Raw genomic sequence first — 26,224 nt, 5'->3', positions numbered from 1 at the left:
GCGTCAGCGCCGCGCATGGGCAGGCGCATTCGTGGTCAGGTGTTCACGCAGATAGTCCGCGCCGGTCTGGATGACCTTGGCCGGATCGCGTGGCTGGTCGTGCTCGATGATGTACCAGTGGACGCCGGCGGCTGCTGCAGCAGGCAGGATCGCGTTCCAGTCCAGCACGCCCTGGCCGACGGCAGCGAATCCGTCTTCGTCCTGGGCCTGGCCCTTGGGCGCATTGTCCTTGGCGTGCACCGCGAATACGTGGCCGCGGAATTTCTCAAGCATCACCGCAGGGTCCAGGCCCGCACGCGCGACCCAGGCCAGGTCCAGCTCGGTCTGCAGGTCTGGACCGGCGGCGGCGAACAGCAGCTCCAGTCCGGTCTTGCCATCGAAGTCGGCCAGTTCGAAGTCGTGGTTGTGATAGGCCAGGCGCATGCCCTTGCCGCGCACCTGCTTTGCGATCCGGCCCAGTTCCTGGCCCAACGCAGTCCAGCCCGCGGCATCGGTTGGGCGGTCCTTCTTGTCCAGGTAAGGCACGACCAGCGTGCTGTTGCCGATTGAGCGGTTGAAGGTCACCACCCCATCCAGATTGCTGCGCAGCTCGGCCAGCGGCACATGCGATGAAATCGCCTTGATCGAGTACCGGTCCAGCAGCCGCTTGAGCTCTGCAGCGCTGGCGTTCTGCGTGCCGACCGTCTCCACCGCGTGCACGCCGGCGTCGTGGACGATCTTCAACTGCTGCTCGAGCGACCCGGCGTTGCGCAGGGTGTACATCTGCACCGCGATCGGTTTCTGCGCGCTGGCGGCTTCGTCTGCGAAGGTGGGCAGGGCAGCGAACAGCAGGATGAGGCTTGCACTTCTACGGAAAAGAGCTTTCATCAACAGATCCTCCCGGGATTCAACCGATGGTGGTCCAGGCGCGTGACCTGGCCGATGCAATGACACGATCAACGATCTGCGCCGAGCGCAGGCCGTCTTCGAAGGTGGGCAGCCCCTGCGGCTGATCGCCTTCGATGGCGCGATAGGTGTCGGCGACAAACGCTTCGAAGCACTGGGCGTAGCCCTGTGCATGCCCGGCCGGCAGCACGGAAAGGCGGCGTTGATCGGCACTGCCGGCGCCCGGACCGCGCACGAAAATTTCCTCACGCTGGTCGGGCAGGCCGATCCAGAGTCGTTCGGCATCCTCCTGATTGAAGGCCACGCTGGCCTTGGCGCCATCGATCTCGAACCAGAGGCGGTTGTGGCGCCCGGCGGAGACCTGGCTGACCGTCAATGACGCCAGCGTGCCGGCACCGGTCCTGAACATCGCCGCAGCCACGTCCTCGCTCGTTACCGCCTGCATTGCGCTGGCTGCGGTTGGCGTGCTGAAGCTCTGTCCGCTGACGGCGCCGCGCTCGGCGATGACCGTAGAGAGCGCCGCGCTGACCTCGACGAAGCGTTCGCCGCTGACCCATTCCACCAGGTCGCACCAGTGCGAACCGATGTCGGCAAACACGCGCGATGCGCCGCCCAACGCCGGGTCCACGCGCCAGTTGTTGCTGGCCGGGTCCAGCAGCCAGTCCTGCAGGTAGCTGCCGTGGATCAGGTGCAACGGCCCCAGATCGCCCTGGGCGATGCGTGCGCGCGCCTCGCGCACCACTGGGTGGTAGCGGTAGACGAAGGGCACCGTGGCAACCAATCCGGTCGATGCGGCCAGCGCCGCCAGCGCCTGTGCATCGTCCAGTGTCGTCGCCAGCGGTTTCTCGCAGATCACGTGCTTGCCGGCGTCCAGCGCAGCCTGTGCCATGGCGCGGTGCAGATGGTTGGGCGTGCATACGTGCACGACCTGTACCTGCGGATCGGCGATCACCTCCTCGATATCCCGGTAGGCGCGCGGGACATTCCAGGACTGCGCGGCCTCATGCGCGCGCTGCGGTGACGAGGCGGCTACGCCGCGCACCTCGGCACCGGCCAGCAGTGCGGCACGACGATGCACTGCACCGATCATGCCAGCGCCGACGATGGCGATTCCAAGCTTGGGCATCGATGGGGATCCTCAGGGTGTGGAGGGCGCGGCCGTGGCCGCCGGCCGGTCGCGGAACAGCAGCAGGAAGGCGATCAACACCACCAGTGCAACGCCGGCCGGGAACAGCCAGATCTGCTGCCAGTCGGGGCCGGCCTCGGTGGTGAAGTGCTCCACCACCGCGCCGGACAGGAAGGTGCCGATCAGCATTCCCACGCCGTAGGTAGCCAGGGTGATGAAGCCCTGCGCGCTGCTGCGCGCGGCGGGGCCGGCATGCGCATCGGTGTAGATCTGGCCGGTGACGAAGAAGAAGTCGTAGCAGATGCCGTGCAGCACGATGCCGATCACCAGCAGCGAGAAGCCGCTGCCCGCATCGCCGAAGGCGAACATGGCGTAGCGCACCACCCAGGCGGCCATGCCGACCGCCAGCATGGTCTTCACCCCCAGCCGCACGAACAGGAACGGCATGGCCAGCATGAGCAGCACTTCGGAGACCTGGCCCAGCGACTGCAGGCCTGCTGCGCCGCGCACGCCCAGGTCGTTGAGATACGGATTGGTGAAGTTGTAGTAGAACGACAGCGGGATGCAGATGGCGATGGACGCCAGGAAAAACACCAGGTAGGCACGCGACTTCAGCAGTCGCAACGAATCCAGCCCCAGGATCTGCCCCAGTCCGGCATCGCGCTGCTGCGCCAGCGGTGGCGTGTGCGGCAGGGTGAATGCATACAGGCCCAGCACCAGCGATGCCAGCGCGGCCATGCGGAAGGTGAGTTCAAGCCGGTGCGCCTGTTCCCAGCCCAGCCAGCCGATCAGCACGCCTGCGACGATCCAGCCGATGCTGCCGGCCACGCGTACCAGCGGGAACTGTTTCTCGGGCGACTGCATGTGCCGCATCGCCACGCTGTTGGCCAGTGCCAATGTCGGCATGAACAGCAGCATGTAGCCCATCACGCAGGCCGAGAACACGCTGAAGCTGGATGCCGTGGACGCCAGCCACATCAGCACCGCGCCGGCCAGGTGCAGCACCGCAAGGATGCGCTGCGCCGCGAAGTAGCGGTCGGCGATCAGCCCGACCAGGAACGGCGCCACGATGGCGCCGATGGACTGGCTGAGGAAGGCGGTGGCCACCTGGCTCGCGCTGGCCTGCAGCGGGCCCTGCACCAGGTAGGTTCCGAGGGTGACGAACCACGCCCCCCAGATGAAGAACTGCAGAAACATCATCGCGCCCAGGCGCGACATGGCGTGCGTCATGGCTTGCCCTCCCGGGGCGGTCTTGGCTCAGATTCCCAGCATGCGGTGCAGTGATGCGGCGTCCGTGCCACTGTCGGCAAAGTCGTCGAAGGCGCGTTCGGTCACGCGGATGATGTGGTCGCGGATGAAGGCGGCACCTTCGCGTGCGCCGTCCTCGGGGTGCTTCAGGCAGCACTCCCATTCCAGTACCGCCCAGCCGGGGAAGTCGTACTGGGCGAACTTCGAGAAGATCGGCTTGAAGTCGATCTGGCCATCACCGAGCGAACGGAAGCGGCCCGGACGCTCGATCCAGTCCTGGTAGCCGCCATACACGCCGCTGCTTGCGCTGGGGCGATACTCCGCGTCCTTGACGTGGAAGATGCCGATGCGCGCGTGGTAGCGGTCGATGAAACCCAGGTAGTCCATCTGCTGCAGCAGCAGGTGGCTGGGGTCGTACAGGATCTTGGCGCGGGGGTGATGATCCACCACATCGAGGAAGCGTTCGAAAGTCGCGCCATCGTGCAGGTCCTCACCCGGGTGGATCTCGAAGCAGAGATCCACGCCGCAGGCATCGAAGGCATCGAGGATCGGGCGCCAGCGGCGGCCGAGTTCGGCGAAGGCTTCTTCCACCAGTCCCGGTGGGCGCTGCGGCCAGGGATAGAAATAGGGCCAGGCCAATGCGCCGGAGAACGTGGCATGCGCGGTCAGCCCCAGCCGCTGGCTGGCTTTGGCGGCCAACAGAAGCTGCTCCACCGCCCAGGCCTGGCGGGCGGCGGGATCGCCACGCTTGTCCGCGGGTGCGAATCCGTCGAACAAGCTGTCGTAGGCCGGATGGACCGCGACCAGCTGCCCCTGCAGATGGGTGGACAGCTCGGTGATCTGCACGCCATGACCGGCCAGCATGCCGGCGACGTCGTCGCAGTACGCCTGGCTGCGTGCCGCCTCGGCCAGATCGAACAGGTGGGGCGCCGTGGTGGGGACTTGTACGCCAGAATAGCCCAGACCCGCGGCCCATCCGGCCAGCGTGTCCAGCCGATCAAAAGGAGCCGTGTCGCCGATGAACTGCGCCAGGAACAGCGCTGGACCCTTGAGCGTCTTCAACGTGATTCGCCCTCGATGCAATCGATTGCATTATCCTAGCAGGGGCTTACGCAGGACCTGTTGTGCAGTGCACAGCGGGCGGGAGAACTAACGCCATGGCCACCATCTACGACATCGCAAAGCACGTCGGCGTCTCCGCCGGCACCGTGTCGCGTGCACTTTCGCGGCCGGACAAAGTGCTGCCGGCCACGCGCACGCGCATCGAGCAGGCCGCCGCGGCGTTGGGCTACGTGCCCAACACGGTCGCCCGCACGCTCAAGACCCAGCGCAGCGGCAAGATCCTGGTCACGGTGCCGGATATCGCCAACCCGTTCTTCGCGCAGATCCTGCAGGGCGCGGAAGACGCCGCGCAGGCTGTCGGCTATGCGGTGCTGCTGGGCGATACGCAGGACCAACCCGACCGCGAGGAGCGCTACGCGCAGATGCTCCGGCGCAACGAGGCCGACGGCATGATCGTGCTTGGCCATCGCCTGCCACCGACGGCGCGCGAGATTGTCCAGCAGAGGGGGGCTGCCGCGCCGGTGGTCAACGGCTGCGAGTTCGATCCCGCGCTCGGCCTGCCCAGTGTTCACATCGACAATGCCGCCGCCGCACGTGCCGTCATGGAGCACTTGTACGCACTGGGCCATGAACGGATCGCCGTGGTCGGTGGGCCGCCGGACAATCCCCTGCACCAGCAGCGCCTGGAAGGGGTGCGGGCGGCCGGCAAGGCGCGCGGCCGCCTGCGCCAGCTGAGCATCGTGCCCGGGGATTTTTCAGTGGAATCCGGCCATGCGGCTGCCATGGCGCTGCTGGACGGCACGTCCGCACCAACCGCGATCTTCTGCTTCAGCGACCAGATGGCGCTGGGCACCCTGGCGGCCTGCCGGGAGCTGGGCATCCGCGTGCCGGAAGACCTGTCCATCGTCGGCTTTGATGATCTGGCGTCTTCCCGCTACCTCACGCCGCCGCTGACGACCATCCGGCAGCCGATGCGGGAAATCGGCGCGCGCGCGGTCAACCTGCTGCTCGCCATCATCGAACAGGTGGATGTCCCGCTTCAACAGACGCTGGATTTCAGCCTGATGGTGCGGGGATCGACGGCTGCGCCCCGACGCGGGTGACCACGGGGTGGGGCCGCGGGAGCGTGGCAGCCGGCCCGCGCGATATCGTGCAACCTTGATCCCGAATTGACGCAAAGCTGTCAGACTCATCGCAGGCAGCCCGGCAAGGGCCGTAGCAGCAGGTGCGATCGCGCAAGGGGGGCGGCAATGCCATTCTTCACCGATTCGGCGGAAGGCGCGGTCGAAGGCATTGGCGCGGCACGTCGCATCGGCTGGATGCGTTTCGTCGGCAATGGACTGGGAGCGATCCCCATCGCCTCGATCATGCTTGAACGCCAGGATGGCGGGCTGGCGTGGGTCCTGCTGCTGCTCAACGCGCTGGCGTGGCCGGCACTGGCATTGCTGCTGACCCAGCGCTCCCGCCAGCCGGCGGTCGTCCAGTTCCGTTGCATGGTGGCCGACTCCTTCTTCGGCGGTGGCTGGATCGCCTTCATGGCGTTGAGCGCGGTGCCCAGCGCACTGTTCGCCGCGCTGCTGGTGGCCGACAAGATCGCCGCCGGTGGCGTGCGCCTGGCGATGCGCGCCACGCTGGCCCTGCTGCTGGGCTTCGCACTCACCTGGTGGTTGCTCGGCTTCCCTTACCAGCCGGTCGCCTCGCAGCGCACGATCGTGCTGAGTGTCCCGTTCCTGTTCGTGTATGGCATCGGCCTCAGCATTCTCAGCTGGCAGCTGGCGCGCCGGGTCAAATCGCAGAACCGTCAGCTGCAGCGGCTCAGCCGGATGGACCCGCTGGTCGAGCTGGCCAACCGTGGCTTCCTGATCCTGCGTGCGCAGCAGGCGCTGGACCGGGCCCAGGGCCAGGGCGGCTTTGCCTGCCTGCTGATGCTCGATGTGGATGATTTCAAGCGCATCAATGACTCGCATGGCCACCGCGCCGGTGACGAGGTGCTGCGGCATATCGCGGCGACATTGCGCACCTTTGCCCGGCCCGGTGATACGCCCGCGCGGCTGGGGGGCGATGAGTTCGTAGTGCTGCTGCGCGACTGCGCGCCCGTCGATGCGATGCACGTGGCCGAGCGGGTGCGCCTGCACCTGCTGGAGGCCGCGCGGCAGGCCACGCCGGGCGTGGAGTTCAGCGTGAGTATCGGCATTGCCGCGACGCCGCGTGGCGGTAGTGTCGAGGACTGGTTGGCACTGGCCGACCGCGCGCTCTACCACGCCAAGCGGCAGGGCAAGAACACAGCCAGCTACGGCGAGTGAGTGCGGCACGGCTGCCGCCGAACGAGGCCGAAACGCCCGTTCATCCTGCACGCGGAATCGGCACGCCAATCCTCTACCATGGGCCACCCCGCCCGGACGCGCCGCCCATGCAAGACGCCCTCGTTGCCCAGCCCAAGCCCCCCGTTGCGAGGATCGCGGCCTGGCTGATGATGCTGTTGGGCATGTGGCTGGCGCTGAAGCTCGGCCTGGTGGTGACGCTGCTGTCGGGCCTGCTGGTGTTCCAGCTGACCCATGTGCTGGCGTCCACCGTGGAAGGCAAGCTGCCGCCGGGACGGGCGCGGGCGATCGCGGTGATCGTGTTGTCGGCAATCATCATCAGCGCGCTGGTGCTGGCCGGCATCGGCGTGGCGTCGTTCTTCCGCAACGAGACCGGTGGGCCGGACGCGCTGCTGGCACGGCTGATGGATATCCTCAATTCGTCGCGCCACCAGGTACCGGCGCTGCTGCAGCCGTATATCCCCGAGGACATGCCGGCGCTGCGTGCGGCGCTGAATGACTGGGCCGCCGAGCACCAGCGCCAGCTGGGCGTGGCCGGTACCTCGGTGGTGCAGGTGGGTGTACGCGTACTGATCGGCATGGTGCTGGGCGCGATGATCGCGCTGTATGACGAACTGCCGCTGCCGACGATGGGGCCGCTGGCGCAGGAGCTGATCGGGCGCACCAGCCGCCTGGCCACCGCGTTCCGCCAGGTGGTGTTCGCGCAGGTGAAGATCTCCCTGCTCAACACCCTTTTCACCGCCATCTTCCTGCTGGGCGTGCTGCCGTTGTTCGGCGTGCACCTGCCCCTTTCCAAGACGCTGGTGCTGATCACCTTCATCGCCGGCCTGCTGCCGGTGGTGGGCAACATCATCTCCAACACCATCATCAGCATCGTCGCGTTGTCGGTCTCGTTCTATGTGGCCGTGGCCGCGCTGTTGTACCTGATCGTGATCCACAAGCTGGAGTACTTCCTCAATGCGCGCATCGTCGGTGGCGAGATCCAGGCGCGTGCCTGGGAGCTGCTGCTGGCCATGCTGGTGATGGAGGCGGCGTTCGGCCTGCCGGGCCTGGTCGCCGCGCCGGTGTTCTATGCCTACGTGAAGCGCGAACTGGTCGACCAGCGCTGGATCTGACGCGGCTGGGCATGACGTATTTGTCCCGGTTCGAATGTCCGCGCGGCCTTGTCGGTGCGTTCGCGGTCGGCAGGGTATACCCACCGCCACGGTTGGCCCGCGAGTGGCTTGGCGCCTGTGTAGCCGGCCGTTACAGTGTTCGGTACTACAGGGGAAATGTGCATGGCCCGCAAGGCGTCGCCCATCGGACTGCGGACCTGGGTCTGGATCCTGGCTGGGCTGTTCGTAGTCTGTACGCTGCCGCTGATGGCCATCGCACTGGTGCAGGGCACGCTGCGCTTCACGGCCGCCGAGGACAACCTGGCCAGCCTGCGCCAGCTGCGGCAGACCTTCGACCTGGCCAACCTGGTGTCGGCCGAACGCGGCCCCGCCAACAGCCTGCTGGGGGCCGACCCGGCCGATGCGGCCGAGCAGGCACGGCTGGCCGCGCAGCTGGCGGCCGCGCGCAAGCGGGTCGACGCTGCCCTGCTGCAGCTGGACACCGTGTTCAAGGCTGATCCGGGAGTGGTCAACGAGCATGGGCTGCTGGCCGACGCGCAACGTCGCCTGCAATCGGCGCGGGCTGCGGTCGACCGGGTCGTGGCGCAACCCCATGACGCACGCCGCGTGGAGGAGGTGGAGCGTGCGATCAGTGGCATGTTCGCCGTGGTCGATCGCCTGCACCTGCTGACCTCGGCACAGATCAACGTGCTGGTCAGCGCCGACCGTGAAGCAGCGATTCCGGCGATGCAGGGCCAGGTGCTGATCGATCTTCGCGAGCATGGTGGCCGCCTGGCCTCGAATGTGATGGCGCCGGTGGCGGTGCCAGGGGCATGGCGGGAGGAACAGGTACGCGCTGCACTGCAGACCGAGGGTCGCCTGTTGGAGCTGTGGCGGTTGGCGGGCAGCCACGAGTCGGTGTTCCGCAGTGACCCGGAATTGTCATGGCACTGGGACATGGCGCGTCGGCAGTTCTTCGGCGAATCGCTGCCGATGATCGAGCAGTTGATCGAAGATGGCCGCCGAGGCCTGCCGCCGCCATGGACCGCCGCCGAATTCACCACGCGCTACGTGCCGACCCTGCAGTCGCTTGAGGCGCTGCGTGATGGCTACCTGAGCGTGTCCATCGCCCGCTTTGAACGCACCCGCAATCGCGAGGCCATGCGCCTGGCCGTGCTGGTGGCGACCGCGCTGGGCACACTGGTGGTGCTGGGCGTGGCATTGCGCATTGCCCACCGGCAGATCCTGCAGCCGTTGCTGCAGGCGCAGGCGCAGGTGATCCAGCTTGCCTCGGATGCACCCGGTCCGGAGCAGCATGTCACCCACCCGCTGGCCGAGATGCAGCGCTTGTTCGACGCCATCGAAGTACTGCGTGAGAAATCGCGCGAGCGCTCGGCACTGACCAGCGAGCTGCGCCAGCTCGCTGGCACCGACGAGCTGACCGGATTGTTGAACCGGCGCGCGCTGGATGAGGTGGTGCAGCAGAGACACGCGGGGGGCGATGCAAGCGCCGTGGTGATCCTGCTGGACGTGGATCGCTTCAAGGCGATCAACGATGGCCATGGTCATGATGCCGGCGACGAAGTGCTGGTGCGGGTGGCGCAGTTGTTGCGGCATCAGCTGCGCCGCAGCGACAGCATCGCCCGTTATGGCGGCGAGGAATTCCTGGTGCTGCTGGCCGACGGTGATCTGGCCGGTGGCCGGCAGCTGGCCGAGTCGTTGCGATTGGCCCTGCAGCAGATGGACATCGCGCTGGCCGGCGGCACCGTGCTGCGGGTGACCGCCAGTTTCGGCGTGGCCGAGGGCGGCACCGACGCGCTGGGCTGGCGCACCCTGCTGCGTGCCGCCGATGCGGCCATGTACCGGGCCAAGGCGCAGGGGCGTGATCGGGTACGGGTGGCGGGTGGCGGCCGCATCACGCGCTGAGGGTACGCCTCAGCCGATGCGTGCATGCACCCGCCGCAGCGTCCGCGCGATCATCCGGCGCGCGATCGGGCGTGGTACCGATAAGCCACGCCAGCGCAGCGCACCCACCCGGAAGGTGGCGGTGGCGGTGGCCAGTACGTTGCCTGCCGGGTCAGTCAGCCAGCCACGCGTGAAGGCGATGCTCCCCTTGCTGTGCTCGACTTCGCCCCAACCGATGATGCGCCCGGGTCGTGCCGGACTGACGAAACTGGTCTTGGATTCCACCATGACCGCGATGCGGTTGGCGGGCAGTGTGGCGTAGATCGCCGGCCCCATGCAGTCATCCAGCATCGCCGACAGGAAGCCTCCCTGCACGTTGCCCATCGGGTTGGTCAGCATCGGCCCGGCGTCGAACTCGACATGGATGCGGCGCAGTGCGTCGTCGTATTCGACGAATCGCCAGCCGAGCAGGGTGCCCGCCTGGGAGGGCGGCAGATCACCGTTGACCACGCTGTAGAAGATCGATTCGGGATTCATGGGAGCCTCGATGGAGGGATAGGAGGGAGCACGCATCAGGACAGTGCCAACAGGGCCAGCACGAATCCGATGACCGACAGCAGCACCACCGCGGCGCCGGCGGGCACCGGTGTACGCGCACCGGTGCGTCGCCGCACGCCGGAAGCGACCAGTACCGGCGGCACGGTGGCGACCAGGCAGAACAGCTGGAAGGCCAGCAGTTGCGGCAGCGCGAAGTGTCCGCCGAAGAAGATCAGCCAGGCCAGCATCACGCCGGCGCCGGCCAGTGCGATCCAACCGGCGCCGACCACGCGGATGAGTGCCATCAGCAGCAACTGCATGCGCGGTTCGACCTCCTTCCATGGCAGGCCCACGGCCTGGCCGTGGTAGGGCATGAAGTCGGAGCGTTTCAGGTAGGCCGCAGCAAACAGCGAGACAATGAAGAACGCCAACAGGTAGCAGCCGAACGCGAGCCAGGCGAACAGGTCCATGTGGGGGCCATGCGGTTGCGGAGGGGAGCCTCGGTGATGCCGGCGGCCATGCCGGATGCATCGCGAGGTTGCGCGATTCTCGGGCAATGCCCTGTTAGAGGCGTGTCGCGGCGTGGAGGACCGTTCCTCCATCCGCCTTTAACGCGGGTGTGGTGGTGAGGAATGCGTCACACACGTGCCATGCGCCCTATCGCGTTTTCTGTGAAGAGGTCGCAACTGCCCATCCACGCTTCGGTCACCGCTCTGCGCAGACGCTGGGATTCCATCCGACGAGGGACGACGACATGAGCCAGCTCACCCTGCCTGAACTGTCCAGGAAAATGGCCGGCATCGATTTCACGATGCTGCAGACCCACGCCGGCGGAGAGATTGCCGGTCGTCCGATGAGCAACAACGGCGACGTGGACTATGACGGTGACAGCTGGTTTTTCACCACCGAAGACACCGACATGGTGCGCGAGATTGAAGCTGACCCCGCCGTCGCGTTGGGTTTTTCCGGCAGCAAGTCGCTGCTGGGCAAGCCACCGTTGTTCGTGCACGTGCAGGGAAGGGCAGCGCTGGTGCGCGACCGGGCCACGATGAGCCAGCACTGGGTGAAGGACCTGGAGCGATGGTTCGAACAGGGCGTGGATACACCGGGACTGGTGCTGATTCACGTGCGCGCCAGCCGCATCCACTACTGGGATGGCGAGGACGAGGGCGAAATCGTTATCTGAGCGGAACCGTGCAGGGCCCGGCGCATCGTGTTCCAGGGTCAGCAGTTCGCAGGGTGTGCTGCCGGATCCCCAACATTGGCCAGCTCCGGTGCCAAGGCGTGTTCCACCGCACGCCGCAGCAGTGCCGGCGCGACATAGTGCCGGTGCCCGGCGTCGATCAGTGCCATGTACATGCCGCCGAACGCATTGAAGGTCTGCACGCGAGAGCCCAGGCTGATCTCGACATGTCCATCGCTACGCCGCTGCACGCGCACGCTGCTGCGGAAACGCAGGTGCCGATCGTCGGCGCCGAGCAGGACCTCGGCGTCGTTGTCCTGCGTATCGATGTGCGAATCCAGCACCGGAAATCGACCAGCGAACAACCGGCTGCGATCGGTGGACAGCAGTGACGACACCGGGCATCCCAGCGGCGACGTGCGCAACCGCAACGGCGCCACCAGTCGGTTTCGCAGCGCCATCAGATGGCCTACGCCGCTGGGCGGATTGCGCAGGAAGCCGTCCAGTACATCGGCCAGCAGTGCCGACGCGGAGCGGTGGACCACCTGCGAGGGTTCCAGGCACAGGGTGGTCAGGTCCTGGTAGTGGCTGTGCGGCAGCGCTGTGGGCAGCAGGCCATCGGTGGCGGCGGGCCGCGAACGGATGGGATAGGCCGGTGTGGCACGTTCGACGAACCCGTGCAGCGGCCGCATGGGGATGCGGCGCAGCGGGCCGAGCAGGGCACGGGTACGCGCGCAGAGGTGTGCGCACAGGCTGGGAGGCGCCGCCTGCAGCGACAGTTGCAACAGCGGTGCCGCCGCAAGCGAAGTGCCCGAAGGCCAGTGCGATTCCGGAAGCACCTCGGTCAGGCTGGGGATATCGGCGGCATTGCGTTGCACCTGTGCACGCGCCTGCTCGCTCATCGCGCCGGCCAGTTCATTGCTGTGGCAGGACAACGCGAACAGCGCGGGATGTGCAGGATGGTTCGACGCGAACTGGTGCCAGGTGCCGCCGCCGAAGCGCACGGTAAACAGGCAGTCCGGTGGGATGCGGATGCGCCGAAGCGTGCGCGCGAAGGCACCGGGATCTGCTGCCAGCTGCGTGTCGGAGGCGGTGGCGAAACGCAGCTCGGCTCCCGCGCTGCCGGCGATGGCGGTGAACATGCGCGGGCCTGCATGGCGATGAAACGGGTGGCCACCGGCACCGACGGTGAAGCTGTACAGCGAGGAGGCATCCCCGTGCTGCAGGTGCATGCCACCCAGTCGCGCCGAAGGTTCATCCAACGCATCGATGAACGCCGGGTGGTGGCGCTGACGCTGGCCGGCGTCACTCACCAGCGCGTCACCGGCACCGATGCCGAGCTGCGCGATCAGGGTGACTTCGGTCGGACTGCCGCCGTCCTGTGCCGGAAGCTGCACTGCTGGAAACGAACGGCGATCGCGGGTCGAACCAGGCATCGTCATGCTCCTTGGCGGGGCGGATCAGCGGGCGGGGGACTTGCGGCGGGCGCGGGCTTCACGCTTGAGCGGGCCGCCGACAGGGCAGACTTCGGCCGCCCACGAGAACAACGTGTTGGCCAAACGGTCGGGTACCTGCCTGAAGTACACGAACTGGCCGCGTTTCTCGCGTTCGATCAGTCCGGCTTCCTCGAGGATGCGCAGGTGGCTGGACAACGCCGGCTTGCTGAAGTCGAAGCGCTCGGCCAGCTCGCCCGCGCTGAGTTCGCCGGCGCTGAGATAGGCCAGGATCTGCCGGCGGGCGGTGGAGGCAAGGGCTTCGAAGATGCGGTCCATGGCGAGCTAATTAACTAATTCGTTAACTGATACTCCTCCCGCCGGTGGCGGCTGTCAAGCCATGACCCATTGCGCGGCACGCCCGGGCTTTGCCATCCTCCCTGCTGTTTTCCGTAGCGTGGAATCCCGATGCGTCCTGCGTTCTGGCTGGCTTTGGCCCTGCTGCCCACCCTGGCGGCGGCGCAACCCGCGCGCACGCCCAAGGCCAAGGCTCCGGCGCAGGATCCCTTCAGCGAGTTGTTCGATACCGCCTGCATGCAGCACATCGGGGCCCCGGCGCGGTTGCAGTCGCTGATGGAATCGAATGGGCTGTCGCCGCTGCAGCCCGCCGAAGCCGCCACGCTGTTGCAGGGGCAATCGGGTGTGGCCTGGATGGTGCCCCTGGCCAGTGGCCGTTATGCGGTGAGCTGGGCTGACGATGGCACGTGCACGGTCTACGCCGAGAAGGCCGACGCGGCGGTCGTGCAGAAGGGATTCGCCCGGTTGGTGCAGGCCGCGCCGATGCCGTTGCAGGTGCGCTCGCTGCCGGGACGTGGGCCGCTGTCGGCCGATCAGGTGGCCATCCAGTACGGCTGGGCCACCCCGGGGCAGGGCAAGCTGCAGGTGCGCTTCCGCCTGGTCACGCGGCAGGCCGCCGATGCCGGCGTGCAGGCGATGGCCTCTGCGACGCCGGGTGAGGCAATGCTGGAGCGGGGCGCGCCCGGGCCCTGACAGGAGCGACGCCTGCGGTTCAGCCTTTCACGCAGCGTGTAATATATCGTTTATCGATAAATCCATCCCGGGGCGGCGCGTCCACCCCAACACCGGAGGCCGCTTGACCGCTCGTCCCGCCCGCGCCAGACCCGCGCGAGGCCTGTTTGCCCTGGCCCAGGCCGCCGTACAGGCCGTCCGGGCGATGTGCTGGCTGGGCATCCTGGCCGCACTGCTGGCGGTGCCGCTGGTCGCCCACGACCGTCGCTGGCTGCTCGACAGCGTGCATGACGCCGAGGCCGCTGCCGCGCACGGCAATGATCTGTTCCTGCACTTCTGCCTGGGCCTGGGCGCGATCATCGCGCTGCTGGTGCTGTGCCTGCTGTTCCTGCGCCATCTGCTGAGGCTGCTGAAGTCGGCGGCGCGCGAGCGGCCGTTCACCCACGCCAATGCACGGCGGCTGCAGCGCATGGCCTGGCTGATGCTGGCAATGGAACTGCTGTCGATCCTGATCGGTGCCTATTCGGCCTGGATGGGCCCGGATTTCACCTGGATGGAGGTCGGCGGTGGTATGTCGATCACTGGCCTGGTGGCCGTGCTGATGCTGTTCGTGCTGGCGCGCGTCTTCGCCGTGGGCGCAGCGATGCGCGACGACCTCGACGGTGTCATCTGATGGCGATCGTCATCACCCTGGACCGCATGCTGCAGGAACGCGGCATGACCCTGTCCGAGCTGGCCGGGCGCATCGACATCACCCTGGCCAATCTGTCGATCCTGAAGACCGGCAAGGCGCGCGCCATCCGCTTTTCCACCCTTGATGCGATCTGCCGCGAGCTGCAGTGCACGCCCGGCGACCTGCTCGGGCACGACCCGGCGCAGGCACAGGACGCTGACTGAGCGGTCGCTCTTTTCACTTACCTACTGACGAAACGGACCTGAAATGGAATGGTTGGCTGACCCCTCGATCTGGATGGGCCTTGCAACCCTGGTCGTGCTGGAGATCGTTCTCGGCATCGACAACCTGGTGTTCATCGCGATCCTTGCCGACAAGCTACCGCCGCACCAGCGTGACCGCGCGCGGGTAATCGGCCTGGCGCTGGCCTTGCTGATGCGGCTGGTGCTGCTGGCGGCGTTGGCGTGGATCATGAAACTGACCGAGCCGCTGCTGACGCTGTTCGACCACAGCTTCTCCGGGCGTGACCTGATCCTGTTGGGCGGTGGCCTGTTCCTGCTGTTCAAGGGCACCATGGAGCTGCACGAACGGCTGGAAGGCCGCGAACACCACGAGGATGGCAAGAAGGTCTACGCCAGCTTCGCAATGGTGGTGGCACAGATCGTGGTGCTCGACGCGGTGTTCTCGCTGGACTCGGTGATCACCGCGGTGGGCATGGTCGACAACCTTGGCGTGATGTATGCCGCCGTGACCATCGCGATGGCGCTGATGCTGTTGGCCAGCAAGCCGCTGACGCGCTTCGTCAACAAGCATCCCACGGTGGTGGTGCTGTGCCTGGGCTTCCTGCTGATGATCGGTTTCAGCCTGGTGGCCGAGGGCCTGGGCTACAAGATTCCGAAGGGTTACCTGTACGCGGCGATTGCCTTCTCGATCCTGGTCGAGGCGTTCAACCAGTGGGTGCGTTTCAACCGTGAGCGCAACGAGCGCCGCCAGCCGTTCCGCCAGCGCACCGCCGACGCCGTGCTGCGCATGCTGGGCGCGCGCCCGGCCAATGGCCACGACGACGAAAGCGCGGACGAACACGTCGATGCCGAAGAGCGCCTGCAGCCGGCGGAGCACGAGATGATCCGCAGCGTGCTGGGGCTGGCTGATCGCCCGGTGTCGAGCGTGATGACGGTGCGTGCCGACGTGCAGTGGATCGACCTGGCCCGTGGGCAGGAGGATGTGGTGGCACGCCTGGTGGCGTCGCCGCACACCCGCCTGCTGGTGGGTGATGGCGACCTGGACAGCCTGCGTGGCGTGGTGCAGAGCCGCGACCTGCTGGCCGACCTGCTGCAGGGCAGGCCGCTGCAGCTGGAAGGCAACCTGCGCGAGCCGCAGTACGTGCTGTCCAGTGCCAGCGCGCTGCAGGCGCTGGAACTGATCCGCCAGCACCCGGTGCCGTTGGCGGTGGCGGTGGACGAGTACGGTAGCGTGGAAGGCCTGGTGACCGCCAACGACCTGCTGGCGGCCATTGCCGGTGACCTGGTCGATACCCAGGACGAGCGCTATGGCGTGGTCGCGCAGGGCGAGGACCAGTGGGAGGCCGATGGTGCGCTGACTCTGGACGACCTGCAGCGGCTGGCCGGCGTATCGCTGCCGCGCAGTGCCGACTACATGACCATCTCCGGCCTGGTGCTGGAGCGTCTGGGGCGCCTGCCGGACATCGGTGACGCGGTGGAGATTGCGGATGTTCGCATCACCGTACTGGCGATGGAGAAGCGTCGCATCGCCCGCCTGCGGGTGGAGCGCCTGGGGCATCCGTAGCGTCGAGCCATGCGCGATCGGGGTTCTGTAGCGTCGAGCCATGCTCGACGGCTTCCTGGGCAGCCGAGCATGGGCTCGGCGCTACACAACACGGCCGGCAGCCGTCACCATGGTGGGCCCGCTTTCTTTCCTGGATGGTTGCAGTGCTGAGTACGATCGGTTTGTTGATGGGCCTGTATGTGGCCTGGCGCCTGTTCTGGCCACTGCGCATGCCCATCTGGATGAAGGTCGTGCTGTCGCTGCTGCTGGTGGGCGTTGCCGTGCAGCTGCGCATCGTCGCCACCTTCTGGGGCACGATGGCCTCGCCAGAGATCCCGAAGCTGGCCATCGCCGTTCTGGCCACCGGCTCCACGGCGGTACTGCTGCTGGCCTTGATGATGCTGGTACTGGATGCCGGCCTGCTGCTTTCGCGCCTGCTGCGTTGGCCGCGCATCGCATCGGTCCTGCGCGCCTCGAAGCTGCGGCCGTTGGCCAGCCTGCTGGCGCTGCTTGTGAGTGGCTATGGCATCAGCCAGGGCATGGCCGTGCCCCAGCCTCGGCAGATCGACGTGGCGATCAAGGATCTGCCTGCTGCGTTCGACGGCTATCGCGTGCTGCAGCTGACCGACATCCATGCCAGCCGCCTGCTGACCGGCGACTGGGTGCGCAGGGTTGTGGACGAGAGCAACGCACTGACACCGGACCTGATCGTGATCACTGGCGATCTGATCGACGGCAGTGTCGAGGCCCGCCGTGACGACGCGCGCCCGCTCGCGGACCTGCGGGCGCCGGACGGCGTCGTCGCCATCACCGGCAACCACGAGTACTACGCGCAGTACCAGGCGTGGATGCAGGCGTTCCGCGCGCTGCACATGCAGGTGCTGGAGAACAGCCACCTGCAGGTGCGGCGCGGCGATGCTGCGCTGACCATCGCCGGCGTCACCGATCCGGTGGCGGCACGCTATGGCCTGCCGCTGCCGGATCTGGAAACCGCGCTGGCCGGCGCCGATCCCTCTGCACCGGTGATCCTGCTCGATCACCGCCCGCGCAATGCGCGTGAAGCTGCCGCGCGCGGTGTGAAGCTGCAATTGTCCGGGCATACCCACGGCGGGCAGATCTTTGGTATGGACCAGCTGGTGAAACGAGCCAACGGCGGCTATGTCTCCGGCCGCTACGACGTGGACGGGATGACACTGTACGTGAGCAACGGTGCGGGCCTCTGGGCAGGTTTCCCGGCGCGCATCGGTGTGCCGTCGGAGATCACCCTGATCACGCTGCGCCGCGCGCCTTGACCTGAAGTGGGGGTCAGATCCCATTCCCGCAGGTAAAGGCATCTGGCCCCAGCCCCTCAGGCCGCCCGCAGCGGCGGCCGCACATGCGCACTTCGGCGCAGCGCCTGCGCCCGCTTGGCAATCCAGCGCACCACGAAGGCGGTGAACAGCAGCGCCGACGGCACCGCATACCAGAAGTTGCCCGGAACGCGCTTGAAGTACGAGTAGGTAAACACCGCCGCGATGATCCACATGCCGGTGACGTGCAGGCGACGCCAGGCGGTGGGTCCCATGCGCCGGGCGAGCCCCCGGTGCGAGGTGATGGCCAGCGCCAGGATGGCAATGTAGCCCACCGTGCCCGGGAGGTTGGCCAGCGCGGATCGTGCTGGCCAGAACGCCGGGTTGAGGACGCCGAAACTGGTGATCGCGACTGCATGCAACAGGTGCGAGAACGCGAAGGACAGGCCGATGATGCGCCGTTCGCGCAGCAGGAAGCGGGTGAACGGGCCTGGCAGAAGGCTGGCGAACGACGATGCCGTGAACGCTGCCAGGAACAGCAGGAACGATGTGCGCGCAGTGACCCGGATCGCGGCTCGGCTGCCTTCGGCTGCATCGGGATACAGGGCGAAGGCCGCCAGCGCGAAGGCGATCAGGACCACCGCTACGGCCACGAACAGGCGCCAGCCATGCAGGAAGGACGTGTTGGAAGGAGCCATGATGAGACCTCGAAGTAGGGGGACGGTAGTGGCGGCCGCTGGCCGGCCAAGGAACGGGTAGTGCCGGCCGCTGGCCGGTCAAGGAAGGGGTAGTGCCGGCCGCTGGCCGGCCAAGGAACGGGTAGTGCCGGCCGCTGGCCGGCAACCTCAGAAAGCGGGCAATGCAACCAGCACGCCCGCCGCGCACAGCTCGCCCAGAACAGGCACGCAGGCCATGCGCAATGCGTCCGCTGCCACGCCATGTGTTTCGGACAGCAGCTGCAGTGCTTCATCCACCGACGCGCTGTCGTCACCGAACACCGACAGCAGCGCGTAGGCCAGCGGTGACAGTTCCTCGGTCTGCAGGCTGAAATCGGCGAGGCGCTGGATCACCAGCAGCGTGGGAGCCGTGCTCAACACCGGCTCCAGCGCCCCGTCCTCATGTACTGGCCACTGGTAGCCAAGCACCCGCACCAATGGCGAAACCGCCAGCACATCATTGCCTACGGGAGCGCGCTGCAGCGGCCGCCCGCCGTCACGCGCTTCAATGTGCAGCGACTGCTGCGTGCTCTCGTAGTGCGCCAGTTCCGCTGCCCAGCCCGGCAGCGCCAGCGTGTCCTGCACCGCCAGCCAGGCCGCGAACTCGCCCGCGATCTGCGGGAACAACGGCGTGCGGCAGGCGTGCCTCGCGTAGTAGTGCTCGACGGTGTTGCGCCAGCAGGCATCGCCCAGCTGCGACTTCAGCCGCGGCAGGCTGCCCGCCAGCAGGCTGTCCAGACTGTCAATGCACAGGCGGCAGTAGACCGCCATCCGCCGCGCCTCGATGCCATCGGGTGCGGTCTTTGCAGGGTCGCGCACATGATCGGCCCAGCGCCGTTGCAGGGTAGCCAGCGACTCAGCCATGGGTCACCTCGGGCCAACGTGCCTCGGCCTGCGCCTGGCGGATCTGCCCGACCTCGGCCAGCAATTCGGCAAGCGGGGGGAAGTTGAAGTCGCGTTCGAGCAGCGTGGGGCGCACGCCCACCCGCGCATAGGCCTCGCGCAACAGTGCCCAGACCACGCCTTTCACCGGCGCACCATGGGTATCGATCTTGAAGCCATCGTCTTCATCGAAGTGGCCCGCTACGTGCAGCGAGGCGACGCGGTGGGCCGGCACGCGGGCCAGGAATTCGAAGGCGTCATAACCGTTGTTGCAGGCGTTGACGAAAACGTTGTTGACGTCCAGCAGCAGGTCGCAGTCGGCTTCGGCGAGCACGGCGTTGATGAAGTCGATCTCGCTCATGTCCGCGCCGGCAACGGCGTAGTAGGAGATGTTCTCCACGGCGATGCGTCGGCCCAGCATGTCCTGCACCTGGGCGATGCGACCGGCGACATGGTGAACGGCCTCGGCGGTGAACGGCAGCGGCAGCAGGTCGTAGACATGGCCGCCGGCGGCGCAGTAGCTCAGGTGTTCGCTGTACAGCTGCACCTGGTGCACGTCGAGGAAGGCCCGGGTCTGTGCCAGCAGGGTGCGGTCCAGTGGATCAGGACCGCCCAGCGACAGTGACAGTCCGTGGCAGGTCAAGGGGTGGCGCTCGCTGAGTTGGCGCAGCGCGGCGCCGTGTGCGCCGCCGACGCCGATCCAGTTGTCGGGGGAGACTTCGAGAAAGTCGATGGCTCCGGCCGGCATTGCCAGCAGTTCGTCGATCAGGCCACGGCGCAGGCCAAGACCGGCGGCATGGGTGGGCAGGGGCAGGGACATGGCGGATGCTCCACAGAGAGCGCCGCCTTGAAGGCGGCGCCGGGTGAACGTCGATCAATCGGCAACGCGGGAGAACAGGCCCTTCGGCATCGGCTTGCCGTTGGCGGTGTAGACGCTGCGCAGGTAGTCGTGCGCTTCCTGCTCGCTGATGTAACCGTCGTGGTCGGTGTCGATGCGGTCGAACTCGGCGGCGCGCTTGGCGGCCACAGCGTTGAACTCGGCACGCGAGACCTTGCCGTCGTGGTCGCGGTCGGTGCGGGCAAACGAGGCGTCGCCGCACTTGCCTTCGCCACACTGGCCCTCGGCCACCTTGGCCTTGCCGGCGGGCTTGCCGGTGGTGGCCTTGTTGGCCCCGCACTTGCCTTCACCGCACTTGCCTTCGGCGGCGGCGCTCATGGCCACCGCGCTGATCGCCAGCGGTTGGACCGCGGCGGCCTGGCCGGCCAGCAGCAGGCCACCGGCCAGGGCAATGCCGATGGCACCGATGCGCGGCAGGCGGGAGGAGGGGGTGTTCCTGGTCGAGATGGACATGGTGATGACTCCTTGGGAAAGCACGCGGGGCGTGCGGGATGGACGCCGCCGAGGAGGCGACGGAAAGCGAAAGGCGCGGGAACAGGGGATTCAGCTCAGGCGGCGTGGCGACGGCGCAGCAGATAGCCCAGCAGCAGCACGCCGCCGAGCAGGGCACCGCCGAAGCCGATGCCGGGCAGCAGCGCGGCAACCGGCAGCAGCAGGGCGATCAGGCTGACGCCCCAGCCCAGGCCGTCATTGCCGACAGCGGCATGCTGTGAGCCGGCCAACAGCCGGTCCACGCTGAGCGCGCCACCGCCGTTGAGGATCAGCGGCAGCAACATGGCCAGGAACAGCAGTGGCAGCTTGAAGTTGCCGTAGCCCTGGTCGGTGATCGCGTAGCCCTGCCAGAGTTCACCCAGGCCGTTCCATTGGTCGGGCCAGTGCACGGCGGCGATGGCAACGATGGTGAGGATCCAGAAGACGTAGGCCACCGAGCGCGTGGCCAGGCCGAGCAGCAGCATCACCGCGCCCACCAGTTCCAGCCAGGTCGCCAGCTGCCAGTTCAGCGATGCGGGCAGGGCGGAGAACGGGAACGGGAAGCGGCCTTCCAGGTCGTCGAACCAGTTCTGGCCGCCCAGCTTCTCGCGGCCGGATTCAAAGAACTCCCAGGCCAGCAGGGTGCGCAACGCCAATGGCGAGAGCCAGCGGCCGACGGCGTCCAGGCGGGGGGTATACACGGAAGAAGCGGTGCTGATCATGGTGGTGTCCTGCGGGCCAGTGGTCGATGGAAGCCATTCCAGGCGGCGCAGGTATCGGCAACGTGTGCCGTTGCCCGGGGTTTTGTCAGCGACTGTGGCCGCGGCCGGGGTTTCGTACAGTCCGATACAAAGACGATGCGTGGATGCACATCGGGGCGTTGCGCGCGCGCGTGCGGGGAGCGATACCCACCCGGTAGCGCCCGGCCAGGACCGGCGCGCGAATGTATCCCACTGTAGAAACCCGCCTGCGCCCTACAGTCCGGTACAACTCCGCGCTGCGGAGAAACAGCGCCGATACACCGGCAGGCGGAAATGGCCACTCCCAACTCCGGAGTGCCCCACATGATCCGTACCTCCTTGCTGGCCGCCGCTCTCGCCCTTGCCGCCGCCGCCCCTGTCTTCGCTGCCCAGGCCGATACCGCTGCACCGCCCACCGTCATCCTGGTGCACGGCGCGTTCGCTGATGGCTCCAGCTGGAGCAAGGTCATCAGCACCCTGCATGACTGGAAGCTGCCGGCGGTGGCCGTGCAGAATCCGCTCACCTCGTTGGCCGACGACGTCGCCGCCACCCGCCGCGCGATTGCCGCCGCGCCCGGCAAGGTGGTGCTGGTCGGCCACAGCTGGGGTGGCACGGTCATCACCGAAGCGGGCAATGACCCGAAGGTGCAGGCGCTGGTGTACGTGGCGGCCTTCGCACCGGATGCGGGGCAGTCTTCGGCGCAACAGGGCGAAGGCTTCCCGGTCGGTCCGGGCCTGGCCCGCCTGCAGGAAAGGGACGGCTACCTGACCTTGCCGGCTGACGCTGTCGCCCAGGACTTCGCGCCGGACGTGATGAAGAAGTCGGCCGCACTGCTGTACAGCACGCAGGTCCCGTTGAAGGCCAGCGCGCTGGGCGAAGTAGTGAACGTTGCGGCGTGGCGCAGCAAGCCGAGCTGGTACGTGCTCAGCCGTGACGATCGCATGCTGTCGCCGCAGCTGCAGGCCGCCACCGCAAAGCGCATTGGCGCGCAGCTGCAATCGATCGGCAGCAGCCATGTGTCGCTGCTTTCGCATCCGGCGCAGGTGGCCGACAGCATCCTGGAAGCGGCGGGGGTGAAGCCGGCGGAACTGCCGCTGGCCGAGCAGGGGGGCTGAGCGATGGCCGGCCTGCGTGCGTACGTGCTGCCGTTGCTGATGGGCGTGCTGGGTGGGGCTGCGCTGTTGATGGCCTGGCCCGGCGCGGATGCCGGCGCGCAACCGCTCGATGCAGAACCGATGGCGGGGTTTGACGGTGGCGGGCCCTGGCACAACAGCCCACCGCTCACACTGAAGCAGTTGCGGGGGCAGGTGGTGCTGGTCGAGTTCTGGACCTACACCTGCCGCAACTGCCTCAACGTGGCGCCGCATGTCCACCAGTGGCATGCACGCTATGCGTCGCAGGGCCTGAGGGTGATCGGCGTGCATACGCCGGAGTTCGCCTATGAAGGGTTGCCCGGCAACGTGCGCAAGGCCATCGCACGGTTGGACATCACCTGGCCGGTGGTGCAGGACAACCAGTACCGGATCTGGAACGCCTGGCGCAACCGCTTCTGGCCCGCGCTGTACCTGCTCGACCGTCAGGGGCGGGTGGTCTACCGCCATTACGGCGAGGGCGACTACGCACGTACCGAAAGCGAGATCCAGCGCCTGCTGGCCAACCCCTGAGCCGCGCTACCATGGCCGCGCAGCGCGGCCCTGACCTCCGTCTTCATCGAGAACGCAATGAACCACGTACCGCATATCCTGGTCGTCGACGATGACAGCGAGATCCGCCAGATGCTGGCCGATTACCTGCAGCGCAACGGCCTGCGCGTGAGCCAGGCCGACGGTGGCCGGGCCATGCGCGCGCTGATGGATACCCATGCCGTGGATCTGGTGGTGCTGGACGTGATGATGCCGGGCGAGGACGGCCTGAGCCTGTGCCGCAACCTGCGCGCCGGCAAGCATCGTGCGGTGCCGGTGGTGCTGCTGACCGCCCGCGACGACGAGACCGACCGCATCATCGGCCTGGAAATGGGCGCTGATGACTATGTGACCAAGCCCTTCTCTTCGCGCGAACTGCTGGCACGCATCAATGCGGTGATCCGCCGCACGCAGATGCTGCCGCCGAATCTGCAGGTGAGCGAAGCAGGTCGCCAGCTGGCCTTCGGCGAGTGGCGCCTGGACACCACCGCACGCCATCTGCTGGATGCGCAGGACACCGCGCATCCGCTCAGTGGCGCCGAGTTCCGCCTGTTGCGCGTGTTCCTCGATCACGCCAATCGGGTGCTCAGCCGTGACCAGCTGCTCAGCCTCACCCAGGGCCGCGATGCCGAACTGTTCGACCGCTCGATCGATCTGCTGGTCAGCCGCGTGCGGCAGCGCCTGGGTGACGACGCACGCGAGCCGACCTACATCAAGACCGTGCGCAGCGAAGGCTATGTGTTCAGCGTGCCGGTGCAGTTGCTGGGGCCGGACGAATGAACACCACCGCACACCGCCCACGCTGGCCGCGCACGCTGTCGGCGCGGCTGCTGCTGGTGCTGCTGGGCGGACTGACCCTGGCCCACGCACTGTCCTTCGGCCTGCTGTTCTTCGAACGCTACCAGTCCACCCGCAGCATGATGCTGCGCAACCTCGATGAAGACGTGGCCGTGAGTGTCGCGCTGCTGGAGCACCTGCCCGCAGGCCAGCGCGCGGCCTGGGTGCCGCGGCTGGAGCGGCGCACCTACCGTTACCTGCTGCGCCCGGCCGCCGCAGGACCCGGGCTGCAGACCGATCGTGCACGCCAGGTCACCGCGATCATCGACGACAGCCTGCAGCACCGCTATCCGTTGCAGGCGCGCCAGGTGGCTCGCCTGCCGGAGCGGTTCGAGGTGGAACTGCGCCTGCACGACGGCACCCCCTTGACCATCGAAGTCACCCCGTCGGGCCTGCCGCTGGCGCGCTGGCTGCCCGCCGTGTTGCTGGTGCAGCTGGCGCTGCTGCTGGTGTGCGCGTGGCTGGCGGTGCGCCTGGCCATGCGCCCGCTGCAGCAGCTGTCGCATGCGGTGGAGCATCTGCAGCCGGGCAAGGACGGGCCCGAACTGCCTGAAGATGGCCCGGCGGAAGTGGGCGGCGCGGCGGCCGCGCTCAACGCACTGCAGGCACGCATTCGCGGCCATGTCACTGAGCGTCTGCAGATCCTGGCCGCGATCTCGCATGACCTGCAGACCCCCATCACGCGCATGAAGCTTCGGGTGGAGACCCTGCCTGAAGACAGCACCCAGCAGCGGTTGCTGGACGACCTCGACCACCTGGGTCAACTGGTGCGTGAGGGCGTGGCCTATGCGCGCAGCAGCCACGTCGCCAGTGGCGCACCGGTGTCGATGGACCTGGGCGCGTTCCTGGCCAGTGTGGTGGGCGATTACGAGGACATGGGCAAGCCGGTCAGCGGTGGTGCGCCCGCTGGACTGGTCGTGCAGACCTGGCCGCAGCCGCTGCGCCGGGTGGTCGGCAATCTGGTCGACAACGCGTTGCGTTACGCCGGTGCCGCCGAGATCGAGGCGGGCCGTGATGACGCCGGCAGAGTGTGGATCAGCATTTCCGACCGTGGCCCTGGCATTCCCGAGGGCCAGCTGCAGGCAGTGCTGGCGCCGTTCCATCGGCTGGAAAGCTCGCGCAACCGCGATACAGGCGGCACTGGCCTGGGCCTGGCCATCGCGGTGCAGCTGGCACAGTCGCTGGGCGGCTCGCTGAGGTTGCACAACCGCGAGGGCGGCGGCCTGCGGGCGGAACTGCAGCTGCCGGGGTAACGGGCGGGGTCGGATCCCTTTGCGGGAGCGAAGGGCTCTGACCCCGATGTGGGATCTGCGACGTTCCTGCACGGCTTCGGGATCGGCGATCATCTGCAGGGAGTGTCGAAACCAGGAAACACGCAATGCAGGGAACGCAGCATTCAATCCGGCGCCCGCGCCACGTCGCGCTGCTGGTCGGTCTACTCGCGCTGGCGGCCTGCCAGCGCACAACGGATGCGCCGACCGGGGCACCCGCAGCGGGCGCACCACTTGCCGCCCCGGCCACCGCAACAGACCTCTCTCCGCTGCTCGATGCCCTGCCGACCTGCGCGCTGGACGGCTGGTACATCGATCAGCAGACCAGGCGCCCGGCCCATCCCTGGTTGGCGACGAACGCGCCGAAGCCCTGCAAGGAGGACGGGGAGAACGAGATCGCCACGTTCTGCGTGCAGGGGCAATGGAAGGGGCTGCCGGTGGAGGAGGTGATCCTGCCGACGATGACCTTCGTCTCGTTCCGTGGCGCGAAGATCGGCCTGCCGCTGGAGAAGGCACGTCCCATCGTCCGCCAGCGCTTCGGGCAGGAATTCCCGGGTGGCGCGGCGTACGAGGCAGGCCGTGAGCCGAAGCTGCTGGCCGATCCCGAGGATGCGCAGCGCTCATGGCTGCTGTGCAGCACGCCGGAACCGGGAGACGATCTGGGCAGCCAGGCAGGCGTCAGCTACTCGGGCATGAACCTGCCCTACGACCACGACGGTTGCAGCTACCGCTACAGCCCGGTCGACTTCTGCGATGCGCGGCACCGCGGAGCCATCGAAGATGCCCTCCAGCATCAGAAACCCAATTTCAACAAGCACTACCTGCTGGTGCAGGTCGATGATCGACCCGAGTACTTCCAGCGCACGCTGGTGCTGGTCGATACCCGCACGGGCAGGGCGACGCCACTGCCGTTCGATGCCTTCACCGGCCCGGCGGGGAAGGGCGGAGAGGCCACCGGCTACGGGACACTGGAGACGAGCGTGGACCAGCAGCAGTTCTGCCTCGATGGTGCGCTGCTGGTCTACCGCGTGTTCGAGGAGGGGCGCTTCTGCTTCGGCTTTGACGGTGAGCGCTTCACCGGCCATGAAACCCAGTACATGCAGGCAGCGGACAGCCGATGACCGGTATTTCACCCCGTCCATGCCACGCTGCGCGG

At 67.4% G+C, this 26,224-nt stretch carries 28 protein-coding genes; 15 read left to right on the top strand and 13 right to left on the bottom strand.

Features of this window, described 5'->3' with window-relative positions:
* Window positions 1–3: 3 nt before the first annotated feature.
* Genes AC5P9F_RS02295 through AC5P9F_RS02280 form a run of 4 tightly spaced genes read right to left on the bottom strand, consistent with a single transcriptional unit; the run spans window position 4 to window position 4,321 of the window.
* The gene (locus AC5P9F_RS02295) at window positions 4–867 is read right to left on the bottom strand and encodes a sugar phosphate isomerase/epimerase family protein (protein WP_100437985.1); all 864 of its coding nucleotides are present in this window, start codon (window positions 865–867) and stop codon (window positions 4–6) included.
* A gap of 19 nt (window positions 868–886) precedes the next feature.
* Window positions 887–2,011 (bottom strand): Gfo/Idh/MocA family protein, encoded by a 1,125-nt coding sequence (locus AC5P9F_RS02290; RefSeq protein ID WP_100437986.1) that lies wholly within the window; start codon window positions 2,009–2,011, stop codon window positions 887–889.
* Window positions 2,012–2,023: 12 nt separating this feature from the next.
* The gene (locus tag AC5P9F_RS02285) at window positions 2,024–3,241 is read right to left on the bottom strand and encodes a nucleoside permease (protein ID WP_060379929.1); all 1,218 of its coding nucleotides are present in this window, start codon (window positions 3,239–3,241) and stop codon (window positions 2,024–2,026) included.
* Between the two features lie 27 nt (window positions 3,242–3,268).
* Window positions 3,269–4,321, bottom strand: coding sequence for a sugar phosphate isomerase/epimerase family protein (locus AC5P9F_RS02280; protein ID WP_100437987.1), 1,053 nt, complete (start codon window positions 4,319–4,321; stop codon window positions 3,269–3,271).
* A 95-nt stretch (window positions 4,322–4,416) separates the two neighbouring features.
* On the opposite strand from AC5P9F_RS02280, the gene AC5P9F_RS02275 reads away from it, so the two are divergent.
* The 4 genes from AC5P9F_RS02275 (at window position 4,417) to AC5P9F_RS02260 (ending at window position 9,662) form a co-directional block, all read left to right on the top strand.
* Window positions 4,417–5,424, top strand: a complete 1,008-nt coding sequence (locus tag AC5P9F_RS02275) for a LacI family DNA-binding transcriptional regulator (RefSeq protein WP_012479402.1) — start codon at window positions 4,417–4,419, stop codon at window positions 5,422–5,424.
* Between the two features lie 147 nt (window positions 5,425–5,571).
* Window positions 5,572–6,624 carry a sensor domain-containing diguanylate cyclase gene (locus tag AC5P9F_RS02270; protein WP_138927386.1) on the top strand — a complete coding sequence of 351 codons (1,053 nt, stop codon included), beginning with the start codon at window positions 5,572–5,574 and terminating at the stop codon, window positions 6,622–6,624.
* Between the two features lie 107 nt (window positions 6,625–6,731).
* Window positions 6,732–7,757: an AI-2E family transporter gene (locus AC5P9F_RS02265; protein ID WP_005408485.1), complete on the top strand. Its 1,026-nt coding sequence runs from the start codon at window positions 6,732–6,734 to the stop codon at window positions 7,755–7,757.
* Between the two features lie 162 nt (window positions 7,758–7,919).
* Complete coding sequence (locus AC5P9F_RS02260) at window positions 7,920–9,662, top strand: GGDEF domain-containing protein (protein WP_044571215.1); 1,743 nt, start codon at window positions 7,920–7,922, stop codon at window positions 9,660–9,662.
* A gap of 9 nt (window positions 9,663–9,671) precedes the next feature.
* Here the strand turns inward: AC5P9F_RS02260 and AC5P9F_RS02255 are convergent, their stop codons facing one another.
* Complete coding sequence (locus AC5P9F_RS02255; RefSeq protein ID WP_012479405.1) at window positions 9,672–10,178, bottom strand: PaaI family thioesterase; 507 nt, start codon at window positions 10,176–10,178, stop codon at window positions 9,672–9,674.
* Window positions 10,179–10,213: 35 nt separating this feature from the next.
* Window positions 10,214–10,648 (bottom strand): hypothetical protein, encoded by a 435-nt coding sequence (locus AC5P9F_RS02250; RefSeq protein ID WP_012479406.1) that lies wholly within the window; start codon window positions 10,646–10,648, stop codon window positions 10,214–10,216.
* 284 nt (window positions 10,649–10,932) lie between these two features.
* Here AC5P9F_RS02250 and AC5P9F_RS02245 point away from each other — a divergent pair, with 284 nt between their 5' ends.
* Window positions 10,933–11,364 carry a pyridoxamine 5'-phosphate oxidase family protein gene (locus AC5P9F_RS02245; RefSeq protein WP_012479407.1) on the top strand — a complete coding sequence of 144 codons (432 nt, stop codon included), beginning with the start codon at window positions 10,933–10,935 and terminating at the stop codon, window positions 11,362–11,364.
* Window positions 11,365–11,402: 38 nt separating this feature from the next.
* Here the strand turns inward: AC5P9F_RS02245 and AC5P9F_RS02240 are convergent, their stop codons facing one another.
* Complete coding sequence (locus tag AC5P9F_RS02240; protein WP_005412574.1) at window positions 11,403–12,797, bottom strand: DUF2867 domain-containing protein; 1,395 nt, start codon at window positions 12,795–12,797, stop codon at window positions 11,403–11,405.
* A gap of 24 nt (window positions 12,798–12,821) precedes the next feature.
* Window positions 12,822–13,133 (bottom strand): metalloregulator ArsR/SmtB family transcription factor, encoded by a 312-nt coding sequence (locus tag AC5P9F_RS02235; protein WP_004147836.1) that lies wholly within the window; start codon window positions 13,131–13,133, stop codon window positions 12,822–12,824.
* A 129-nt stretch (window positions 13,134–13,262) separates the two neighbouring features.
* On the opposite strand from AC5P9F_RS02235, the gene AC5P9F_RS02230 reads away from it, so the two are divergent.
* The 5 genes from AC5P9F_RS02230 to AC5P9F_RS02210 all read left to right on the top strand — a co-directional run bounded on the left by AC5P9F_RS02230 (window position 13,263) and on the right by AC5P9F_RS02210 (window position 17,573).
* A complete protein-coding gene (locus AC5P9F_RS02230; RefSeq protein ID WP_005412577.1) occupies window positions 13,263–13,844 on the top strand; it encodes an NMCC_0638 family (lipo)protein in 582 nt (193 codons plus the stop codon).
* 184 nt (window positions 13,845–14,028) lie between these two features.
* On the top strand, window positions 14,029–14,496 hold the full coding sequence (locus AC5P9F_RS02225; RefSeq protein ID WP_005412578.1) for a DUF2975 domain-containing protein: 468 nt from the start codon (window positions 14,029–14,031) through the stop codon (window positions 14,494–14,496).
* A complete protein-coding gene (locus AC5P9F_RS02220) occupies window positions 14,496–14,720 on the top strand; it encodes a helix-turn-helix domain-containing protein (protein WP_005408494.1) in 225 nt (74 codons plus the stop codon). Before AC5P9F_RS02225 ends, AC5P9F_RS02220 begins: the two co-directional genes overlap by 1 nt.
* A 43-nt stretch (window positions 14,721–14,763) precedes the next feature.
* Complete coding sequence (locus AC5P9F_RS02215; RefSeq protein ID WP_024956986.1) at window positions 14,764–16,302, top strand: TerC family protein; 1,539 nt, start codon at window positions 14,764–14,766, stop codon at window positions 16,300–16,302.
* A 134-nt stretch (window positions 16,303–16,436) separates the two neighbouring features.
* Window positions 16,437–17,573, top strand: a complete 1,137-nt coding sequence (locus AC5P9F_RS02210) for a metallophosphoesterase (RefSeq protein ID WP_099529769.1) — start codon at window positions 16,437–16,439, stop codon at window positions 17,571–17,573.
* A 56-nt stretch (window positions 17,574–17,629) separates the two neighbouring features.
* Here AC5P9F_RS02210 and AC5P9F_RS02205 read toward each other — a convergent pair whose 3' ends face one another.
* From AC5P9F_RS02205 to AC5P9F_RS02185, 5 genes are all read right to left on the bottom strand, one after another.
* Window positions 17,630–18,268 carry a ferric reductase-like transmembrane domain-containing protein gene (locus AC5P9F_RS02205; protein WP_043034153.1) on the bottom strand — a complete coding sequence of 213 codons (639 nt, stop codon included), beginning with the start codon at window positions 18,266–18,268 and terminating at the stop codon, window positions 17,630–17,632.
* A 147-nt stretch (window positions 18,269–18,415) separates the two neighbouring features.
* Window positions 18,416–19,150 (bottom strand): HvfC family RiPP maturation protein, encoded by a 735-nt coding sequence (locus AC5P9F_RS02200; protein WP_164225384.1) that lies wholly within the window; start codon window positions 19,148–19,150, stop codon window positions 18,416–18,418.
* Window positions 19,143–19,988, bottom strand: coding sequence for an HvfB family MNIO-type RiPP peptide maturase (locus AC5P9F_RS02195; protein ID WP_111189222.1), 846 nt, complete (start codon window positions 19,986–19,988; stop codon window positions 19,143–19,145). The genes AC5P9F_RS02200 and AC5P9F_RS02195 overlap by 8 nt, the downstream gene beginning before the upstream one ends.
* Before the next feature lie 54 nt (window positions 19,989–20,042).
* Entirely contained in the window at window positions 20,043–20,519 is a 477-nt protein-coding gene (locus tag AC5P9F_RS02190) for an HvfA family oxazolone/thioamide-modified RiPP metallophore (RefSeq protein ID WP_005412584.1), read from the bottom strand.
* A 95-nt stretch (window positions 20,520–20,614) separates the two neighbouring features.
* Window positions 20,615–21,259, bottom strand: coding sequence for an HvfX family Cu-binding RiPP maturation protein (locus AC5P9F_RS02185; RefSeq protein WP_012479418.1), 645 nt, complete (start codon window positions 21,257–21,259; stop codon window positions 20,615–20,617).
* A gap of 342 nt (window positions 21,260–21,601) precedes the next feature.
* Here AC5P9F_RS02185 and AC5P9F_RS02180 point away from each other — a divergent pair, with 342 nt between their 5' ends.
* The 5 genes from AC5P9F_RS02180 to AC5P9F_RS02160 all read left to right on the top strand — a co-directional run bounded on the left by AC5P9F_RS02180 (window position 21,602) and on the right by AC5P9F_RS02160 (window position 26,189).
* Window positions 21,602–22,393, top strand: a complete 792-nt coding sequence (locus tag AC5P9F_RS02180; RefSeq protein WP_100437994.1) for an alpha/beta fold hydrolase — start codon at window positions 21,602–21,604, stop codon at window positions 22,391–22,393.
* 3 nt (window positions 22,394–22,396) lie between these two features.
* Window positions 22,397–22,942, top strand: a complete 546-nt coding sequence (locus tag AC5P9F_RS02175; RefSeq protein ID WP_100437995.1) for a redoxin domain-containing protein — start codon at window positions 22,397–22,399, stop codon at window positions 22,940–22,942.
* A 57-nt stretch (window positions 22,943–22,999) separates the two neighbouring features.
* Window positions 23,000–23,740: a response regulator gene (locus tag AC5P9F_RS02170; protein WP_005408504.1), complete on the top strand. Its 741-nt coding sequence runs from the start codon at window positions 23,000–23,002 to the stop codon at window positions 23,738–23,740.
* The gene (locus AC5P9F_RS02165; protein WP_100437996.1) at window positions 23,737–25,050 is read left to right on the top strand and encodes a sensor histidine kinase; all 1,314 of its coding nucleotides are present in this window, start codon (window positions 23,737–23,739) and stop codon (window positions 25,048–25,050) included. Before AC5P9F_RS02170 ends, AC5P9F_RS02165 begins: the two co-directional genes overlap by 4 nt.
* Before the next feature lie 125 nt (window positions 25,051–25,175).
* Complete coding sequence (locus AC5P9F_RS02160; protein WP_043034146.1) at window positions 25,176–26,189, top strand: hypothetical protein; 1,014 nt, start codon at window positions 25,176–25,178, stop codon at window positions 26,187–26,189.
* Window positions 26,190–26,224: the final 35 nt, after the last annotated feature.

This window comes from Stenotrophomonas sp. YJH_SMC_4, from assembly GCF_059371575.1.
The sequence above is the reverse complement of the archived record's forward strand: the minus strand, read 5'-3'. Positions and strand labels throughout refer to the sequence as shown.

Bases quoted from the DNA above. Each gene is read 5' to 3' on its own strand.
- AC5P9F_RS02210 (WP_099529769.1), top strand. From the start codon at position 16,437: ATGGTTGCAGTGCTGAGTACGATCGGTTTGTTGATGGGCCTGTATGTG.
- AC5P9F_RS02230 (WP_005412577.1), top strand. From the start codon at position 13,263: ATGCGTCCTGCGTTCTGGCTGGCTTTGGCCCTGCTGCCCACCCTGGCG.
- AC5P9F_RS02175 (WP_100437995.1), top strand. From the start codon at position 22,397: ATGGCCGGCCTGCGTGCGTACGTGCTGCCGTTGCTGATGGGCGTGCTG.
- AC5P9F_RS02235 (WP_004147836.1), bottom strand. From the start codon at position 13,133: ATGGACCGCATCTTCGAAGCCCTTGCCTCCACCGCCCGCCGGCAGATC.
- AC5P9F_RS02275 (WP_012479402.1), top strand. From the start codon at position 4,417: ATGGCCACCATCTACGACATCGCAAAGCACGTCGGCGTCTCCGCCGGC.
- AC5P9F_RS02170 (WP_005408504.1), top strand. From the start codon at position 23,000: ATGAACCACGTACCGCATATCCTGGTCGTCGACGATGACAGCGAGATC.
- AC5P9F_RS02290 (WP_100437986.1), bottom strand. From the start codon at position 2,011: ATGCCCAAGCTTGGAATCGCCATCGTCGGCGCTGGCATGATCGGTGCA.
- AC5P9F_RS02295 (WP_100437985.1), bottom strand. From the start codon at position 867: ATGAAAGCTCTTTTCCGTAGAAGTGCAAGCCTCATCCTGCTGTTCGCT.
- AC5P9F_RS02215 (WP_024956986.1), top strand. From the start codon at position 14,764: ATGGAATGGTTGGCTGACCCCTCGATCTGGATGGGCCTTGCAACCCTG.
- AC5P9F_RS02200 (WP_164225384.1), bottom strand. From the start codon at position 19,150: ATGGCTGAGTCGCTGGCTACCCTGCAACGGCGCTGGGCCGATCATGTG.
- AC5P9F_RS02265 (WP_005408485.1), top strand. From the start codon at position 6,732: ATGCAAGACGCCCTCGTTGCCCAGCCCAAGCCCCCCGTTGCGAGGATC.
- AC5P9F_RS02245 (WP_012479407.1), top strand. From the start codon at position 10,933: ATGAGCCAGCTCACCCTGCCTGAACTGTCCAGGAAAATGGCCGGCATC.
- AC5P9F_RS02250 (WP_012479406.1), bottom strand. From the start codon at position 10,648: ATGGACCTGTTCGCCTGGCTCGCGTTCGGCTGCTACCTGTTGGCGTTC.
- AC5P9F_RS02240 (WP_005412574.1), bottom strand. From the start codon at position 12,797: ATGCCTGGTTCGACCCGCGATCGCCGTTCGTTTCCAGCAGTGCAGCTT.
- AC5P9F_RS02180 (WP_100437994.1), top strand. From the start codon at position 21,602: ATGATCCGTACCTCCTTGCTGGCCGCCGCTCTCGCCCTTGCCGCCGCC.
- AC5P9F_RS02220 (WP_005408494.1), top strand. From the start codon at position 14,496: ATGGCGATCGTCATCACCCTGGACCGCATGCTGCAGGAACGCGGCATG.
- AC5P9F_RS02190 (WP_005412584.1), bottom strand. From the start codon at position 20,519: ATGTCCATCTCGACCAGGAACACCCCCTCCTCCCGCCTGCCGCGCATC.
- AC5P9F_RS02160 (WP_043034146.1), top strand. From the start codon at position 25,176: ATGCAGGGAACGCAGCATTCAATCCGGCGCCCGCGCCACGTCGCGCTG.
- AC5P9F_RS02165 (WP_100437996.1), top strand. From the start codon at position 23,737: ATGAACACCACCGCACACCGCCCACGCTGGCCGCGCACGCTGTCGGCG.
- AC5P9F_RS02285 (WP_060379929.1), bottom strand. From the start codon at position 3,241: ATGACGCACGCCATGTCGCGCCTGGGCGCGATGATGTTTCTGCAGTTC.
- AC5P9F_RS02270 (WP_138927386.1), top strand. From the start codon at position 5,572: ATGCCATTCTTCACCGATTCGGCGGAAGGCGCGGTCGAAGGCATTGGC.
- AC5P9F_RS02195 (WP_111189222.1), bottom strand. From the start codon at position 19,988: ATGTCCCTGCCCCTGCCCACCCATGCCGCCGGTCTTGGCCTGCGCCGT.
- AC5P9F_RS02255 (WP_012479405.1), bottom strand. From the start codon at position 10,178: ATGAATCCCGAATCGATCTTCTACAGCGTGGTCAACGGTGATCTGCCG.
- AC5P9F_RS02225 (WP_005412578.1), top strand. From the start codon at position 14,029: ATGTGCTGGCTGGGCATCCTGGCCGCACTGCTGGCGGTGCCGCTGGTC.
- AC5P9F_RS02205 (WP_043034153.1), bottom strand. From the start codon at position 18,268: ATGGCTCCTTCCAACACGTCCTTCCTGCATGGCTGGCGCCTGTTCGTG.
- AC5P9F_RS02185 (WP_012479418.1), bottom strand. From the start codon at position 21,259: ATGATCAGCACCGCTTCTTCCGTGTATACCCCCCGCCTGGACGCCGTC.
- AC5P9F_RS02260 (WP_044571215.1), top strand. From the start codon at position 7,920: ATGGCCCGCAAGGCGTCGCCCATCGGACTGCGGACCTGGGTCTGGATC.